Source organism: Jatrophihabitans sp. GAS493 (assembly GCF_900230215.1).
Classification (GTDB): Bacteria; Actinomycetota; Actinomycetes; order Mycobacteriales; family Jatrophihabitantaceae; genus MT45.
On sequence record NZ_LT907982.1, the window covers coordinates 1,438,702 to 1,454,803 of the forward strand.

Annotated in this window: 13 protein-coding genes; 12 read left to right on the forward strand and 1 reads right to left on the reverse strand. The window is 67.5% G+C overall.

The features are described 5' to 3' along the window. The first annotated feature begins 102 nt into the window (after nt 1–102). From CPH63_RS06570 to CPH63_RS06610, 9 genes are all read left to right on the forward strand, one after another. Nucleotides 103–2,166: a class I SAM-dependent methyltransferase gene (locus CPH63_RS06570; RefSeq protein WP_157749339.1), complete on the forward strand. Its 2,064-nt coding sequence runs from the start codon at nt 103–105 to the stop codon at nt 2,164–2,166. A 139-nt stretch (nt 2,167–2,305) separates the two neighbouring features. Next, nucleotides 2,306–3,733: a gamma-aminobutyraldehyde dehydrogenase gene (locus tag CPH63_RS06575; protein WP_096302110.1), complete on the forward strand. Its 1,428-nt coding sequence runs from the start codon at nt 2,306–2,308 to the stop codon at nt 3,731–3,733. A gap of 57 nt (nt 3,734–3,790) precedes the next feature. Continuing rightward, on the forward strand, nt 3,791–4,015 hold the full coding sequence (locus CPH63_RS06580) for a biotin/lipoyl-binding carrier protein (protein WP_096302111.1): 225 nt from the start codon (nt 3,791–3,793) through the stop codon (nt 4,013–4,015). A 9-nt stretch (nt 4,016–4,024) separates the two neighbouring features. Further along, nucleotides 4,025–5,356 (forward strand): 4-aminobutyrate--2-oxoglutarate transaminase, encoded by a 1,332-nt coding sequence (gene gabT, locus CPH63_RS06585; protein ID WP_096302112.1) that lies wholly within the window; start codon nt 4,025–4,027, stop codon nt 5,354–5,356. Between the two features lie 78 nt (nt 5,357–5,434). Continuing rightward, nucleotides 5,435–6,079: a hypothetical protein gene (locus CPH63_RS06590; protein WP_096302114.1), complete on the forward strand. Its 645-nt coding sequence runs from the start codon at nt 5,435–5,437 to the stop codon at nt 6,077–6,079. Beyond that, the gene (locus CPH63_RS06595; protein WP_096302115.1) at nt 6,076–6,903 is read left to right on the forward strand and encodes a hypothetical protein; all 828 of its coding nucleotides are present in this window, start codon (nt 6,076–6,078) and stop codon (nt 6,901–6,903) included. Before CPH63_RS06590 ends, CPH63_RS06595 begins: the two co-directional genes overlap by 4 nt. 80 nt (nt 6,904–6,983) lie before the next feature. Beyond that, the gene (locus CPH63_RS06600; protein ID WP_096302116.1) at nt 6,984–8,252 is read left to right on the forward strand and encodes an aspartate kinase; all 1,269 of its coding nucleotides are present in this window, start codon (nt 6,984–6,986) and stop codon (nt 8,250–8,252) included. Next, nucleotides 8,249–9,289, forward strand: a complete 1,041-nt coding sequence (locus tag CPH63_RS06605; RefSeq protein ID WP_096302118.1) for an aspartate-semialdehyde dehydrogenase — start codon at nt 8,249–8,251, stop codon at nt 9,287–9,289. The genes CPH63_RS06600 and CPH63_RS06605 overlap by 4 nt, the downstream gene beginning before the upstream one ends. A gap of 123 nt (nt 9,290–9,412) precedes the next feature. Beyond that, entirely contained in the window at nt 9,413–10,300 is an 888-nt protein-coding gene (locus CPH63_RS06610; protein ID WP_096302120.1) for a DUF559 domain-containing protein, read from the forward strand. Nucleotides 10,301–10,325: 25 nt separating this feature from the next. Here the strand turns inward: CPH63_RS06610 and def are convergent, their stop codons facing one another. Continuing rightward, a complete protein-coding gene (gene def, locus CPH63_RS06615) occupies nt 10,326–10,841 on the reverse strand; it encodes a peptide deformylase (protein ID WP_096302121.1) in 516 nt (171 codons plus the stop codon). 482 nt (nt 10,842–11,323) lie between these two features. Here def and CPH63_RS06620 point away from each other — a divergent pair, with 482 nt between their 5' ends. The 3 genes from CPH63_RS06620 to CPH63_RS06630 all read left to right on the forward strand — a co-directional run bounded on the left by CPH63_RS06620 (nt 11,324) and on the right by CPH63_RS06630 (nt 16,101). After that, on the forward strand, nt 11,324–11,527 hold the full coding sequence (locus CPH63_RS06620; RefSeq protein ID WP_091361013.1) for a cold-shock protein: 204 nt from the start codon (nt 11,324–11,326) through the stop codon (nt 11,525–11,527). 281 nt (nt 11,528–11,808) lie between these two features. After that, complete coding sequence (locus CPH63_RS06625) at nt 11,809–15,087, forward strand: hypothetical protein (protein ID WP_096302123.1); 3,279 nt, start codon at nt 11,809–11,811, stop codon at nt 15,085–15,087. A gap of 39 nt (nt 15,088–15,126) precedes the next feature. Continuing rightward, nucleotides 15,127–16,101 carry a MoxR family ATPase gene (locus CPH63_RS06630; RefSeq protein WP_096302124.1) on the forward strand — a complete coding sequence of 325 codons (975 nt, stop codon included), beginning with the start codon at nt 15,127–15,129 and terminating at the stop codon, nt 16,099–16,101. The last annotated feature ends 1 nt before the right edge of the window (nt 16,102 follow it).

Below are 16,102 nucleotides of genomic sequence, written 5' to 3' on the forward strand. Positions count from 1 at the left end.
GGGACCCGCCGCAGATCGGCAATCCTCGACCAAGCCCGCTCGCGCAGTAGTCTTCGCATTGGCCGAAGTTCGGCGAACAGAACGACGGAGACCGCAGACGTCATGCAGGACAAGCAGGATCTTGCCAGTGCCACGCCCCTGCGCCGGGAGGGTGTACGACATGCTCTCGGTTACATCCTGCTCAACGATGTCGGCTACGCCTATCGAGATGGTGCCGAGTCGGTTTTGCTGGATCGAATACGGGCCGCCTCCGACATCTCGTCGTTGAGTGACGAGCTGAGTTCATCGGCTCAGAACTGGCCTGAGCAGGCTCACCTCGACACCGCCCGGGCAAATGTGATCCGGGCTTTCGACCTGCCGGCGCAGGCCCGAGTGCTCGAGATCGGTGCCGGCTGTGGGGCCGTGACCCGCTATCTGGGCGAGGTCTGCGCCGTCGTTGACGCTTTGGAGCCGGTCGCCGAGCGGGCGGCCATCGCGCGCGAGCGCACACGGGACCTCGCGGGCGTCGAGGTCTTCGTCGGGGATCTTTCGGATATTCCGGATAGTCCGACCTACGACGTTATCGTCGTCGTCGGCGTGCTCGAATACGTCGGCTCAGGTAGTGCTAACCTGACGTACTACCAGGATTTCCTAACCGCCATTCGGCGGCGCTTGATCGACGGCGGAACCCTCATCCTGGCCATCGAGAACCGGCTGGGAATCAAGTATTACGCCGGTGCTCCCGAGGATCACAGCGTGCGGGTCTTCGACTCCGTCGAGGGGTACCCGCACGCACAGACGCCGGCGCGGACCTTCTCCCGTCAGCAACTGGTGTCGCTCATGCGCGACGCTGAACTCGACCCGACCGTCTACCTCGCGTTCCCGGACTACAAGCTGACGCGGGCGGTGATGGACCCGCAGATGCCGCCCCATCTCAACAGCCTTCTCTACCGGATTCCCACCTTTCCGAGTCCGGATTGGTCCCGCCCCCGCCCCAGACTCGCCGACGAGCGCGCGCTCTGGCGTACCTCGGTCGAGGCCGGACTCGCGGCCGAGCACGGGAACTCCTTCGTCGTGGTCGCTCGCAAATCCGGGGCCGAGGCGCTGACGTTGTGGCCGGCTAATCGGGCCGTCTGCTACTTCTCGGTCGGGCGTCGGGCATCCGTCGCTGAGCAGACCACCGTCGACGTCGATGCTGACGGGGAAGCCGCGTGGTTCAACCGTCGGCAACTGCTACCGCCGGACGGCGAGCTGACCAGCGCCCGATTCGTGCCCGGCGAGGATTTTGTGGATGCTTTCCTCGCCTCGCCCGACAGTGAGCGCGCCGCCCTGATGCAGGAGTGGGGCGCCATTGTGGACAACTACGCAGGGCGCGGCGAACTCTCCATGGATATCGTGCCGCACAACTTGATTCGCGGCCTCGACGGCGCACTGCACGTCATTGACATAGTGTTTGAGTCAATTCCGGTCACGGCGCAGCAGGTGCTCGCCCGTGGCGTCTACTGGCTGGCGAATCGGCTGGCCAACGAGACTGCTGCCGACCGGTGGCCCGGCGCACAGTCGATTCGTGATCTGGCCAGTTGGCTCGGATCCCTCGTTGGCCTCGCTGCGGATGGTTCCTGGTTAGAGACCTTCTACGTAGAGGAGGTCGAGATTCAAGCTAGATTCGGCTACCCGCCTGCTGGTCAGGGTGAGGACGCGTGGCGGGCCAGTCTGGCGGCCCGCCTGCGCAGCTGGGGCGAGCGATCACTCACCGAGATGACCCTCGGTACCCGAGACTTCGAAGTGCAGGCCGATGTCGAGCAGTCGAATGCAGTCATGAGCGCCGAGTCCGAGTTGATGCGCGGTCAGTTGGCCGAACTGGATAAGCGTCTGGACGATGCCCGGGCCGAGGTCGAGCAGCTGACCATCGAGCAGGCTGAGTTGAGCGCAGAGCGCAGTGCGCTCGCCGCTGATCGGGCCGCGCTTCAGACCAACCTCAGCGACCTGACGACGGCGCAGCGGTCAGTCCTGGCTGAGCGCGACGCGGCCCGGGCCAGTCTCGCCGGTGCCGCGGACGAGCTCGCTCAGCTGCAGGCGTCGCGGTGGCTGCGGGCCGCCCGAGGCTACCGTCGAGGCTTGGAGCGGTTACTGCCGAACGGCTCGCTACGACGTCGCGTCTACGGCAAAGTTCTTGGTCGGCGCTGACCCGTCGAGCGAGAGCCGCTTTCGACGGAAATCGGCTCTCAGAGTTCATCAAGTCAACGAGATTCGTCGTAGATCAGCGAATTGTTGCGGTGTAGCGTTGCGAGAAGCGAGTTACCGCCGACCTCACAGGAGCCGCCCGATGTCGAAGACCATCCAGAACTTCATCGGGGGCGAGTCCCGGGACGCGCTCAGCGGAGCCCGCGCCGATGTGATCAACCCGGCCACCGGGCTGGCCCTCGGCTCGGCCCCGGTCTCCGACGAGCAGGACATCGACCTGGCCTACAAGGTCGCCGCCACCGCCTTCGAGTCCTGGCGGGACACCACCCCGAGCGAGCGGCAGCAGGCGCTGCTGAAGTTCGCCGACGCCATCGAGTCGCGGGCCGAGGAGATCATCGCGGTCGAGTGTGAGAACACCGGCAAGCCGCTGGAGATGACCCGCACCGAAGAGATCCCCCCGATGGTCGACCAGATCCGCTTCTTCGCCGGCGCCGCCCGGCTGCTGGAGGGGCGCTCGGCCGGTGAGTACATGGCCGGACACACGTCCTACGTCCGTCGCGAACCGGTGGGCGTCTGTGGCCAGGTCGCCCCCTGGAACTACCCGATGATGATGGCGGTCTGGAAGTTCGCCCCGGCCCTGGCCGCGGGGAACACCATCGTGCTGAAGCCGTCGGACACCACCCCGGCCTCCTCGGTGCTGTTGGCCGAGATCGCGTCGGAGTTCTTCCCGCCAGGCGTCTTCAACGTGGTCTGCGGTGACCGGGACACCGGCCGGGCCCTGGTCTCTCACAAGATCCCGGCGATGGTCTCGATCACCGGCTCGACCCGCGCCGGCATCGAGGTGGCCCGCTCGGCCGCCGAGGACATCAAGCGCGTTCACCTCGAGCTCGGTGGCAAGGCGCCGGTCGTGGTCTTCGACGACGTCGACATCGAGGCGGCGGCCGAGGCGATCGCCGTCGCCGGATACTTCAACGCCGGTCAGGACTGCACCGCGGCCACCCGGGTACTGGCCCGCGAGGGCTTCGCCGACGAGTTCGCGGCGGCGCTGGCCGAGCAGGCCCGCAACACCCGCACCGGCCGGCCGGACGAGGACGTCCTCTACGGTCCGCTGAACAACGCCAACCAGCTGGCCCACGTCTCCGGGCTGGTCGATCGCCTCCCGGATCACGCGTCGCTGCTGGCCGGTGGGCATCGTCAGGGTGAGAGCGGCTACTTCTACGAGCCGACGGTGCTCTCAGGCATCAAGCAGGAGGATGAGCAGATCCGCACCGAGATCTTCGGCCCCGTCATCACCGTGCAGTCCTTCAGCGACGAGGACGAGGCGGTGCGCTGGGCCAACGACGTCGAGTACGGCCTGGCCTCCTCGGTCTGGACCCGCGACCACGGTCGGGCGATGCGGGTGACCCGCCGGCTGGACTTCGGCTGCGTCTGGGTCAACACCCACATCCCGATCGTGGCCGAGATGCCGCATGGTGGCTTCAAGCACTCCGGCTACGGCAAGGACCTGTCGATGTACGGGCTCGAGGACTACACCCGCATCAAGCACGTCATGCACAACATCGACTTCTGACACCTCCACCGCTTCACCTCCGCAAGCTAATCCCCCGGCGAAAGATAGGGAAAATCGATGGCACATACCGTCTCCGCGGAGCTGGTCGGCAGTATCGGGCAGGTCTCCGTGCAGGTGGGGGACACGGTGCTGGCCACAGACACCCTGGTCATCATCGAGTCGATGAAGATGGAGATCCCGGTGCTGGCCGAGGTGCCGGGGGTGGTCTCGGCGCTGGCCGTCGAGGTCGGTAGCCAGGTCACCGAGGGTGACGTGATCGCCGTAATCGAAGCAGCGAGCTAGGGAGTCCAGATGAGCGTCAGCCAGCAACGAATCCTCAAGACCGCGATCCCGGGGCCGCTCTCCGCCGAGTTGCAGGCCCGCAAGCTGGCGGCCGTGGCGACCGGCGTGGGCACCACCCTTCCGGTCTACGTCACCGCCGCCGGGGGTGGAATCGTGGTGGACGTCGATGGCAATCAACTGATCGACTTCGGCTCGGGGATCGCGGTGACCTCGGTTGGCAACGCCGCGCCGCGAGTCGTCGCCCGGGTGCAGGAGCAGGTCGCCGACTTCACCCACACCTGCTTCATGGTGACGCCCTACGAGGGGTACGTCGCGGTGGCCGAGAAACTCAACGAACTGACCCCCGGCACTCACGAGAAACGCACCGCCCTCTTCAACTCCGGTGCCGAGGCGGTGGAGAACGCGATCAAGATCGCCCGGGTCGCGACCGGACGGAGCGCGGTGGTCGCCTTCGACCACGCCTATCACGGACGAACCAACCTGACCATGTCGCTGACGGCGAAGAACATGCCGTACAAACAAGGCTTCGGCCCCTTCGCCGGTGAGGTCTACCGCACCCCGATGGCCTACCCGTACCGCTGGCCGACCGGGCCGGAGCACTGCGCCGAGGAGGCCTTCGAACTCTTCGTCTCGCAGGTTCACGCCCAGGTCGGAGAGCAGAACACGGCCGCCGTCATCATCGAACCGATCCAGGGTGAGGGCGGGTTCATCGTGCCGCCGGAGGGATTTCTGCCCCGGCTGGCTGACTGGTGCGCCCAGCACGGCATCGTATTCATCGCCGATGAGATCCAGAGCGGCTTCTGCCGAACCGGTGACTGGTTCGCCTGTGACCACGAAGGGGTGGTGCCCGACCTGGTCACCACGGCCAAGGGCATAGCCGGTGGGCTGCCGCTGGCCGGTGTCACCGGCCGGGCCGAGATCATGGATGCGGTGCACGCCGGGGGCCTCGGCGGAACCTATGGCGGCAACCCGGTCGCCTGTGCGGCCGCCCTCGGCTCGATCGAGACGATGCAGGCCGAGGACCTCTGTGGGGCGGCGAGGCGCATCGAGTCGGTGATGCGGCCCCGGCTTCAGCTGCTGGCCGAGAAGTTCGAGGCGATCGGGGACGTCCGGGGGCGCGGTGCGATGCTGGCCGTCGAGCTCGTCCAGCCGGGGAGCAAGACGCCCGACCCGGCGCTGACCGCGGCCGTCGCGTCGGCCTGCCACCGGCAGGGACTGATCGCGCTCACTGCCGGCACATTCGGAAACGTGCTGCGTTTCCTGCCGCCGCTGGTGATCGGCGACGAGCTGCTGAGCGAGGGCCTGGACATTTTGGACGCCGTCTTCGCGGCCGAAAGCTAGCCGGTTGGGCGCCGGAGAGTAGGGATCTGCCCGGCGGCTAAGTACGCTAGCTGGGGTGAGGGGAGAACTCCGGTGGCCATGACGAGCGGGGGGTTCGGCTCCGGTCCGACCCGACCGCCGCCGGACGAGGAACCGCGGTGGCTCTTTGGCGCCGATTCGGAGCCGGGCACCGCAACCGCGAACTCGCCGTATGACCCGTCATATCCGGCTGGACCCGTCGGTGTCGATTTCGCCGAGGCGTACCGCATCCATTCGCTGGCCATCGCTCGCCTGTCGGTGCTGCTCACCGACGACCGGGCGCACGCCGCCCAGGTCACTCAAGCCGCATTCGTCGCCCTGGATCTGCATCTGAGCGAGTTCGGCGATCTGGCTGATGCGCTGGGGTACCTGCAGCGGAAGGTGATCGAGAAGGCCCGAATCCAGCGACGGCACGAGAAGCACCCGCCTCCGGTCGGTGATCCCTTGATCGACGCGCTGCGGGCGCTGCCGGGTGAGCAGCGCGAAGCGATGGTGCTTGGGCACTGGGCCGGGCTCGGCCAGGCCGACTCAGCGGAACTGCTCGAGGTTCCGCTCGAGGAGGTCGAGCGGCTCAACCGCGAGGCGCGGGCGTCGATAGCGGCGGCCCTGGGGATCGCGCCGCCGACCCCAATGCCCCGCGAACCAATGCCCCCCGAGCCCGTGCCCCCCGTACCGGTGCCACCGGTTCAGCGAGGCAGCGCATGAGCGGCGGTTGGGGCCCGTCCGGTGCGGATCGTGACCCGCTCGACCAGTGGATCAGCGGCGGCCTAAACGCTTTCGCGCAGCGACAGGTGCCGGCCGGTTCGATGCCGCCGGAGATGATCTTTCCGATCGACGACGAGCCGGACGGGCACCGGGTGGCGAGTTGGATTGCGCTGTCTTTTGCGGCCGTCATCGTCGTCGCCATCGCCGTCACCGTGACGGTTGTCGGCGCTCGCAGCCACCGCCACCCCACGGCCCAGACCCTGGCGTTCTCGGCCACCCCGACCCCCGTTCCGGTGGCCGTTGTGCCGTTCGCGATCACCCCTACACCGACTCCGCTGTTGCGTCCGTCGCCCAAGCCGACGCCGAAGCCGAGCCCGACGCGTCGACCGTCGCCGTCTCCGAAGGCCACGGCGAAGCCAACGCCGACCTCGCGACCCACCCCGACTCCTCGGCCCAGGGTGGCGACTCCGAAGCCGACGCGGGCGCCGGCCGGGTCGGTTTCGGCCGGCATCGGTGACGCCGGCGGCACCATCTCGCTGGTCGTCGGGCAGCGACTCGTGGTGAGCCTCGGTGACGGTCAGCCGGGCGGGGCGGACTGGCGGATCCGCAAGGGGACGCCCGGGTCGGTGCTGGATAGCAATCCGCAGAACGTCGACTCGAGTACCGGCCCCGGCTGCTCGCCGGCCGACGACTGCGGGTCGGTCACTCGTAGCTTCACCGCACTGCAGCCCGGCGTCGCCGGCATCTCGGCGACTCGGGACTGCGGGGCGGCCCCCTGCTCGGGTCCCTCCGACTTCCTGCTCGTGGTCATGGTCAGCGACTGAACTCCTCGGTGAACATTTCGATTGGCCGCGGCGGGTAAACTCAGGCGTTGGAAATCGTCATCCGCTCGAGAGGACACCCGGTGGGGCTCGTCGTGCAGAAGTACGGCGGCTCATCAGTCGCCGATGCGGAGCGCATCAAGCGCGTCGCTGAACGCATCGTTGCCCGGCGTCGGGCCGGTGATGACGTTGTCGTCGTCGTGTCGGCCATGGGCGACACCACCGACGAGCTGATCGATCTCGCCGAGCAGGTCGTCCCGGTTCCCGGTGGACGCGAGTTCGACATGCTGCTCACCGCGGGCGAGCGGATCTCGATGGCACTGCTGGCGATGGCGATCAACTCCCTCGGCTACACCGCGCAGTCCTTCACCGGCTCGCAGGCCGGCGTCCTCACCACTTCAGCGCATGGTCGGGCCCGCATCGTTGACATCACCCCGGGGCGCGTCGAATCCTCCTATCGGGAGGGGAACGTCGCGATCGTCGCCGGCTTCCAGGGCGTGAGCCCCGACACCAAGGACATCACCACGCTCGGACGCGGCGGCTCGGACACCACCGCCGTTGCCCTGGCCGCGGCCCTGAAGGCCGACGTCTGCGAGATCTACACCGATGTCGACGGCGTCTACTCGGCCGACCCGCGCATCGTGCCGAACGCCCGCCGGCTGGACACCGTGACCTACGAGGAGATGCTCGAACTCGCGGCCTGCGGGGCGAAGATCCTGCACCTGCGCAGCGTCGAGTACGGCCGCCGGTACGGCGTTCCGATTCACGTCCGCTCGTCATTTTCGAACAAGACCGGCACCACGGTCACCGGATCAATGGAGGACCTCGCAGTGGAAGACGCGATCATCTCAGGAGTTGCGCACGACCGCAGCGAAGCCAAGATCACCGTGGTCGGGGTTCCCGACCGTCCGGGCGAGGCGGCGGCGCTCTTCCGGGTGCTGGCCGAGGCCGAGATCAACCTCGACATGATCGTGCAGAACATCTCCACCGGCGGCACCGGGCGCACCGACGTCTCTTTCACGCTGCCCTCCTCCGACGGCGCGACCGCGCTGCAGGCCCTGAACCGGGTCAAGGAGTCGGTCGGCTTCGCCGACGTGCTCTATGACGACCACATCGGCAAGCTGTCGCTGATCGGGGCTGGGATGCGCTCGCACCCCGGTGTCTCGGCGAAGTTCTTCGCGGCGCTGGCCGGGGCCGGCATCAACGTGGAGATGATCTCCACCTCGGAGATCCGGATCTCGGTGGTCTGCCGCGACACCGACCTGGACAACGCGGTGCGTGCGGTGCACGACGCCTTCGAGCTCGGCAGCGAAGACGAGCAGGCCGTGGTTTACGGGGGTACCGGACGATGAGCGCTTCGAGCAGCGGGCTGCGTATTGGCGTTGTCGGGGCCACCGGCCAGGTCGGCGGCGTCGTCCGCAGCATGCTGGCCGAGCGCGGGTTCCCGGTGTCGGAGATCCGTTACTTCTCCTCGGCCCGTTCCGCCGGCACCAAGCTCCCGTGGCAGGGCGAGGAGATCATCGTCGAGGATGCCTCCCTGGCCGATCCGAGCGGCCTCGACATCGCGATCTTCTCGGCCGGCGGCGCAACCTCGAAGGTGCTCGCACCCAAGTTCGCCGCGGCCGGGGTGAAGGTCATCGACAACTCCTCGGCTTGGCGGATGGACCCGGACGTGCCGCTGGTCGTCAGCGAGGTGAACCCGGAGGCGATCCACGACGCCCGCAAGGGGATCATCGCCAACCCCAACTGCACCACGATGGCGGCCATGCCGGTGCTGAAGCCGCTGCATGACGAGGCCGGGCTGATCCGCATGATCGCCTCGACCTTCCAGGCCGTCTCCGGGTCGGGGCTGTCGGGGGTCGAGGAACTCGATACCCAGGCCAGGGCCGTGGTTGACGGTGCAGCTGGTCTGACGTTCGACGGCCGGGCGGTGCACTTTCCGGCGCCGGTGAAGTATGTCGCGCCGATCGCCTTCAACGTGCTGCCGATGGCCGGCTCGATCGTCGACGACGGTAGTTTCGAGACGGACGAGGAGCAGAAGCTTCGCAACGAGAGCCGCAAGATTCTCGGTATCCCGGAGTTGCTCGTGTCGGGTACCTGCGTGCGGGTGCCCGTCTTCACAGGGCATTCGCTCTCGCTGAACGTCGAGTTCGCGTCGCCGCTGTCGGTGAGCCGGGCGCTGGAGCTGCTGGGCTCGGCGCCGGGGGTGCAGGTCGTCGACGTGCCCACCCCGCTGCAGGCGGCCGGGGCAGACCCGAGCCTGGTTGGTCGGGTGCGGCAGGATCCGGGCGTGCCGGATGGTCGCGGTCTGGCGTTGTTCGTCAGCAATGACAACCTGCGCAAGGGTGCCGCGCTGAACGCCGTCCAGATCGCCGAACTCTTCCTCTAAACCCCTCCCGCTTTTGGCACACCTGCAGGGATAGTCCCTGCAGGTGTGCCAAAAGTTTTGCGGACGGTGCCCCTGTGGACAACCGAATCCACGGTTGCGCAAAATTAGCCACAATCGGCAGCTGTGCACTGGGCCGACATCTCCCGACGCCAAGCCGGCGTGCTCTCCAGGAGCCAGCTGCTCGCAGCGGGCGTCGGCCGGGTCCGGATCGATGAGCTGATACGCCGCGGTCGGTTGGGCGCGACTCGGTGGAGTGCGGTCTATCTCGCGGCGGGGGCGCCGATGACACCGGAGGCGGTTCAGTGGGCCGTCGTGCTCGATACCGCGTCGGTCCTCAGCTACGTCTCGGCTGCTCAATGGTGGGCGCTGCCGGTGGGCAGCGACGGGCGCGTGCACGTCACGGCTCCGGACCGTCGGCGAACCAGAATGCCTTCGGGTGTGCGGGTGCATCGCGTGCAGTTGGCCGCGTCAGCGGTGACGGAACGATTCGGTATGCCGATCACCACCCGAACCGAGACCCTGCTGGACTGCGTCGGGTGGTTGCCCCTGCGCGAGGGAAGCACGCTGCTCGATCGGTCGATGCAGCAGCGTTGGTTGACCGCTCGCGACGTAGAGCAGCGGCTGGAGGAGCAGCCCGGACGGTGGGGCAACCGCCCACTGAGCACCCTTCTGCGGCAGTCTGGTGATGGCGCGCACGCCGAGTCCGAACGTCGAATGATCCGAATCCTGCGTGCGGCGGGACTGACGGGATGGGGCGTCAACGTCGCGGTAACTGTGGCTGGGTCGCGGTTCGTTCTCGATTTCGCCTTCGTCGCCGCGCGGATCGCGATCGAGGTCGACGGGTGGGCCTTCCACTCCGACGTAGACCGATTCCGCGCTGACCGGCGGAAGGGCAACGCACTGGTGGCGGATGGCTGGACGTTGCTTCGGTTCACCTGGGCCGACCTGTTCGATGACAGCAGCCGAGTTGTGGCCACCATCGTCGCGCTTTTGGCACAGGCGCAGGGATAGTCCCTGCAGGTGTGCCAAAAGCGGGCTAGGCGTTCCAGGCGAAGGGTTCCATTGCCCGCAGTACCTTGCGACGCCGGTTTCGCGGCAGGTGGTCGATGTAGAGGATCCCGGACAGATGCTCGGTCTCGTGGATCAGGCAGCGAGCGAAGAAGCCGGTCCCGGTCACCTCCAACGGCGCCCCGGTCTTGTCCACCCCGCGCACGGTCACCGACGACGGCCGATCCAGCTCCTCAAAAGGCCCCGGCACAGACAGGCACCCCTCCTCGCCGTCGTCGATCGGCCCCGCGGTCGCCACCACGACCGGGTTCACGACGTGCCCCACGTGCCGGTGGTGGTCGGAGTCGATGCAGTCGTAGACGAAGACGGCCCGGTCCACCCCGATCTGGGTAGCGGCCAGCCCGACCCCCTCGGCCACGTACATACTCGCGAACATGTCGTCGATGAGATCGCTGAGTTCGGCGTCGAACTCGGTTACCGGCCGGGTGACGGCGTGCAGTACCGGATCGCCGACAACTCTGACCTTGCGTGCGGTTCCAGACACGGCTGCCGAGTCTAGCGGCGCCGCCGGTCGCTCTCCGACGCGTGCTCTGGAGGCTGGTCGGACGGCTGGTCTGGAGGCTGGTCGGACGGCTGGTCGGACGGCTGTTCACCGCCTAGACGGGACGCCCGGACGAGGCAAACCTGCAAAATTGCACGTAACCCAGAGTTTGTCCAGGGTTTTCTCGTCAACGTTCCGTTGCAGGGCGATCACCGTGCTACCGTTGTAAGCGGTTGCCTGCAAGGCATCCCGGTGATTGGCTGACCGCAAGGTCGAAGGTCATCGGGGTTAAAGGCAGCGAGTTTCTTGTTCTTAGTTTTGGGGCCTTGTTTCACGTACGGCCACGGCGCAAGCCGCGGAAGTATCAAAGGCGCGCTCCATGTTGGGATAAGCGATCACGCGGCAACCCGTGGTTCTGCACGGTGCAGCGCCGCGATCATCGCCCCACCTGCCTCACAAAGGCCCCCTCAAGGGAGAAAAACAGCATGACCCAGGGAACCGTTAAGTGGTTCAACTCGGAGAAGGGCTTCGGCTTCATCTCACCCGACGGCGGAGGACCGGACGTCTTCGTTCACTACTCGGCAATCGCGTCTGACGGCTACCGTAGCCTCGACGACAACCAGCGCGTGGAGTTCGACACCACGCAGGGCAAGAAGGGCCCGCAGGCGGAGAACGTCCGCCCGGTCTGATCTAAGACTTAGATCGCCACAACAACCCCCGACCCACTCGGTCGGGGGTTGTTGTGCATTCAGGGCATATGCGGCATCCCCTCGCATACCGTGCAGGGTCCTAGGGCGGTTGGCGCGTTCCAGTCCGCTGCGGGGTTACTGAGCATCCGTGTAAGGACTGCGTTTTGTGGCTGCCTGGGTGGTCGATCACGGTAAAGTCTGCGCATTGGTTGAACATGCGTATGAAATCGCGTGAGGAATGAGGTCCCCGCACGCCCGTGACGTCGGAAGGTTGGTAGAGCTTGAGTCGTCATGCTGCCATCCCGGCGAACCGGTCGAAGGCGGCCCGTCCGGCCGACCCGGTCCCGGCGTCGGCGTCGGCGTCGGCGTCCGGCTCCGGATCCGTCCGTAGCGACTCCGGTCGCCGGAGCACCCCAGGGCTGAGCCGAAGGCAAGCCGGGGCGCTGCTCTGCGCCCTGCTGCTGCTCGTCGGGGCGGTGGTGGCCGCCTCGTCCCTCGTCAAGCCGAGCAAGGCCCGTGCCTTCGACCTCTTCCACGGCTCGATCTTCCTCGGCGATGACCGAGCTCCGGTCGCCGTCGATCTGACCAACGGAAAGCCCACCGTCCGGCTGCTTAACGCCTACGCCCAGGTCAGCGCCGAGAGCGAGACCGGGATCGACGTCGTGCCGCTCAACTCGGGCACGCTGCTGGTGAACAAGGCGACCGGTGAGTTCAATGTGGTCGACACGGCGGGATTCGTCGTCAAGACCACCGACGGTGGCGTGGCGCTGCCCAAGGTAGCCGGGCAGAGCGGAACCCAGGCCGTCCCGGCCGGCGACTCGGCCTACGTCATCCAGTCCGGCGCCCAGAACACGGCCGTCTACCTCGTCGGTCAGACGACGGTCGAAGCCGCCCGCACGGCCTCGGCCCAGGTCCGACCACGGGCCTCGGTGAAGATCGCCGAGTCCACCGCCGGCGCCGCTGGGTCGGCCGTCAGCGCGAATGGCGACCTCTGGATCCTCTCCGGGTCAGCCACCGGCGACCGGACGCTGCGCCAGCTGAGCCTCCCGGCCAACTCCACCGACGGCGTGGAGCTGACGACGGTCATCCGGGGATCCGCCCCGCAGCTGGGGGCACTGGCGGTCAGCTCCAGTGAGGCGACGGGCTCCACGACCGGCACCAGCAATCCCGGCAGCCTCGGCAGCGGTGATTCCATCGCCCTGGCGACGGCGACCACACTGACCCGCTACACCCAGGATGCACAGGATGGCACTGGTTACCACGCCAGCCGTTTCACGATCTCCGGCCTGCCGGGCACCGACCGGATCCTGCCGGCCACCGGCGGGGTCGGGGCGCAGCGATTCCTGTTCCACGGCCCGCAGGGCTGGTCTCTGGTCACTACCCCGTCCTCGGGGCAGTCGGCCGAGCTGACCCGTCTGACCGGAGTCGCGGGCGACGCCGACCTGGTGGCGCCGGCGATCAGCAACGGCACGCTGTACACACTTGACCGGACGAACGGCACGCTGCTGGCCGTCGACCTCGGCAGCGGGCGGAGCAGCGGGGTCGCCGGGATGGCGAAGTACCCGGTGGTGGCCGACGCGACCGGAAAGGCGCTGGAATCGGCCGACTTCGTCGACACCTACATCTTCGCCCGTGGCAGCCGCATCGTGGTGAACTCGCCGAATCACCGCCTCGCGGTCATCCTCTTCACCGACGGAAAAGCCAAGCCGCTCTCGATCGACAAGAGCACCGCGGTCGACCTGAACGCGGCCGGCGGCGCGGCGGCGGTGGCTGACACCCGGACGGCCGAGCAGCGCCGGCAGCATCCGGCCCCGGCCCCGGGGCAGCCGACGCCGGCGATCGCGGCCCCGGCCCAGCAGGTGAACAACACCGCCCAGTGCACTACGACGACCCAGATTCCGCACATCCCGAAGATCACCACGGTTACGCCGGCCGCCCGCTCGGTGAACCTGCTCTGGAGCTACCCGCTGCTCGACAGCCAGGACTGCATACCGTCGACGTACACCGTTGCGGTGACCCTCGTCGGCGGGTCGGCCCCGAAGCCGCCGGGCGCCCTTACCGTGCAGGGACAGAGCGGGGCCAACTTCACCGGCCTCTATCCGAACTCCCGCTACCAGGTGGTGGTGACGGCCTTCATCAACGGCCGGGGCACCTCCTCGACTCCGACGACGTTCACGACCGGACGCGAGGGGCCGGCCGCGCCGACGGCGGTGCAGACGTCGGCCGACAGCAGCGGAGATTGGACCGTCACCTGGAACGCCTGCAACTCGACCCTCAGCGGCTGTGTGCAGGCGGCCAACTGGTCGATCACCCCGACGTTCTGTGACGGCGCAGGGCTGTCGTCGCCGCTGTCGCCGTTGGTGATCACCGCCGATCCGACGCTCTCCAAGGTCACCGCTACCTACCCGGGCACGGCCTCCACCCTCGGTCGCGGGGTGAGCTTCGCCGTGCAGGGCATCGGCCCGCAGGGCGACGCCGGCGCGACGACGGCCGACAGTTCGTGCGTCTACAGCTGGTCTCCGCTGGTCGCTTCGGCTTACTCGCTGCGGGCTAGCCAACCACCGACGACCGGCTTCGGGGAGACCTCGACCTCCACGTTCACCCTGTCGATCACCGGTGATCCGGTGGTCGTCGGGGGCGGCGCCGGGGTTCAGTACAACTACAAGCTGCTCTCCGACGGCAACACCGTGAACAGTCAGGGTCCGACCTCCAAGACCTCGGTCGTCTTCTCCGGGCTGATAGCCGGGAAGGAGTACCAGGCCGAGGTGCTCGTCGTCCCGCCGCCGCATTCGCCGGCCAGTGGCGTCGTCGTCGGCCCGATCGCGATGACCCCGGCTGCTTCGGCCTGGCCTGCCCTCACCGCCACCTCGACCTTCCAGAGCGATGATGATGCGACCACCGGAACGCTGTCGGTCGCGATCGGCGGCCTCGGCGACGGCGCGGCCGGGAGCGAGCGGTACCACCTCGGCAGCGGAACGCTCACCTGCGGGAACACGAGCATGAATCTCCCCCAGGACGGGTCGTTTGACCCGTCAACCCCACTGGTCTTCAACAACATCAACCGGCTGCTCTATCGAGGCTCATGCACGGTGGCCGGACTCACGCTCACGGAGGCCGGGACTGGTTCCTACTTCGGCGGAACCACGTCGCCTTCCTTCGCCGACGACGGGGTGGATCTCGGTCAGCCACCTTATGCCGGCGGCCCGAACGACTTCACCGCCAGCTTCGATGCGACGGCGACCAACGTTCTGGTCAAGTACGTCGGCCATGATCCGGCGGCGAGTCTTTACCAGGGCTTCGTCGTGTCGGTCAGCCGTAACGGCACGCCCTGCGGCACCGCCAGTTACCCCAGCTCGACGCCGAGCGGCACCTACACCGTTGCCCTCACCGACACCGATGACTGCCGTGACAGCCCGGGAGATGCGGGCACCTGGTCGGCGAGCGTCAAGTACACCTTCCTCACCGCGGCGAAGAGTGCGAGCGCCCCGGTCACCGGGTCACCACCCTCCTTCATCCCGGTGACGCCAACCCCTGAGCCCACCCCCGAACCGACTCCCTAATCACGCCAGCAGATGAGTAACCCAGCAAGCAGGAGAGACATGACGAATCCGGACACCGCGGCCACCAACATCGCCCGCGCCGTCGATCGGCTCTGCACCAACATCGGCCAGGTCATCCAGGGCAAGCCCGAAGTGATCCGCAATGCGGTCATCTGCCTGCTGGCTGAGGGACACCTGCTGATCGAGGACGTCCCGGGCACCGGCAAGACCTCGCTGGCCCGGGCGCTGGCATCCTCGATCTCGGTCACCTGGAACCGCATCCAGTTCACCCCCGATCTCCTTCCCTCCGACGTCACCGGGGTGGCGATCTTCAACCAGGGCACGTCGGAGTTCGAGTTCCGTCCCGGCCCCATCTTCGCCAACATCGTGCTGGCCGACGAGATCAACCGCGCCTCCCCCAAGACGCAGTCGGCGCTGCTGGAGGTGATGGAGGAGGCGACCCTGAGCACCGACGCCACCGTCTACCCGATGGATCGTCCGTTCATGGTCGTCGCGACCCAGAACCCGATCGACATGGAGGGCACCTACGTCCTGCCCGAGGCTCAGCTCGACCGGTTCCTGATGAAGCTTACGGTTGGCTACCCGTCGGCGTCGGCCGAGGCGGCGGTGCTGCGCACCCAGAAGATGGAAGCCACGGTCATCCGGCTGAGGCCGGTCCTCACCGCCAACGACATCGAACGAATCATCAATGAGATCAAGCTGAATGTCGATGTCTCACCGGTGATCGAGGACTACATCGTCGCGATCGCCGCGGCCACCCGCACCTACTCCGAGCTACGTCTCGGGGTCTCGCCGCGAGGCAGCCTGGCCCTGCTCCGGGCCGCCCGCGCCGCCGCCGGGGTGGCCGGCCGTTCCTACGTCACACCGGAGGATGTCAAGGAGATGGCGCCGGTCGTGCTCGCCCATCGGTTGATCCTGCAGCCGGAGGCCGAGTTGCAGGGACGCACCGCCGCCGAGATCATCACCCGCGCGCTGCAGAGCGTTCCGGTGCCGCGTACGGCGCCCGTCGGATAGT

What these genes read in the sequence shown, in the direction of transcription:
- CPH63_RS06570 (WP_157749339.1), top strand. Translation starts at nt 103, where the DNA reads ATGCAGGACAAGCAGGATCTTGCCAGTGCCACGCCCCTGCGCCGGGAG.
- CPH63_RS06575 (WP_096302110.1), top strand. Translation starts at nt 2,306, where the DNA reads ATGTCGAAGACCATCCAGAACTTCATCGGGGGCGAGTCCCGGGACGCG.
- CPH63_RS06580 (WP_096302111.1), top strand. Translation starts at nt 3,791, where the DNA reads ATGGCACATACCGTCTCCGCGGAGCTGGTCGGCAGTATCGGGCAGGTC.
- gabT (WP_096302112.1), top strand. Translation starts at nt 4,025, where the DNA reads ATGAGCGTCAGCCAGCAACGAATCCTCAAGACCGCGATCCCGGGGCCG.
- CPH63_RS06590 (WP_096302114.1), top strand. Translation starts at nt 5,435, where the DNA reads ATGACGAGCGGGGGGTTCGGCTCCGGTCCGACCCGACCGCCGCCGGAC.
- CPH63_RS06595 (WP_096302115.1), top strand. Translation starts at nt 6,076, where the DNA reads ATGAGCGGCGGTTGGGGCCCGTCCGGTGCGGATCGTGACCCGCTCGAC.
- CPH63_RS06605 (WP_096302118.1), top strand. Translation starts at nt 8,249, where the DNA reads ATGAGCGCTTCGAGCAGCGGGCTGCGTATTGGCGTTGTCGGGGCCACC.
- CPH63_RS06620 (WP_091361013.1), top strand. Translation starts at nt 11,324, where the DNA reads ATGACCCAGGGAACCGTTAAGTGGTTCAACTCGGAGAAGGGCTTCGGC.
- CPH63_RS06630 (WP_096302124.1), top strand. Translation starts at nt 15,127, where the DNA reads ATGACGAATCCGGACACCGCGGCCACCAACATCGCCCGCGCCGTCGAT.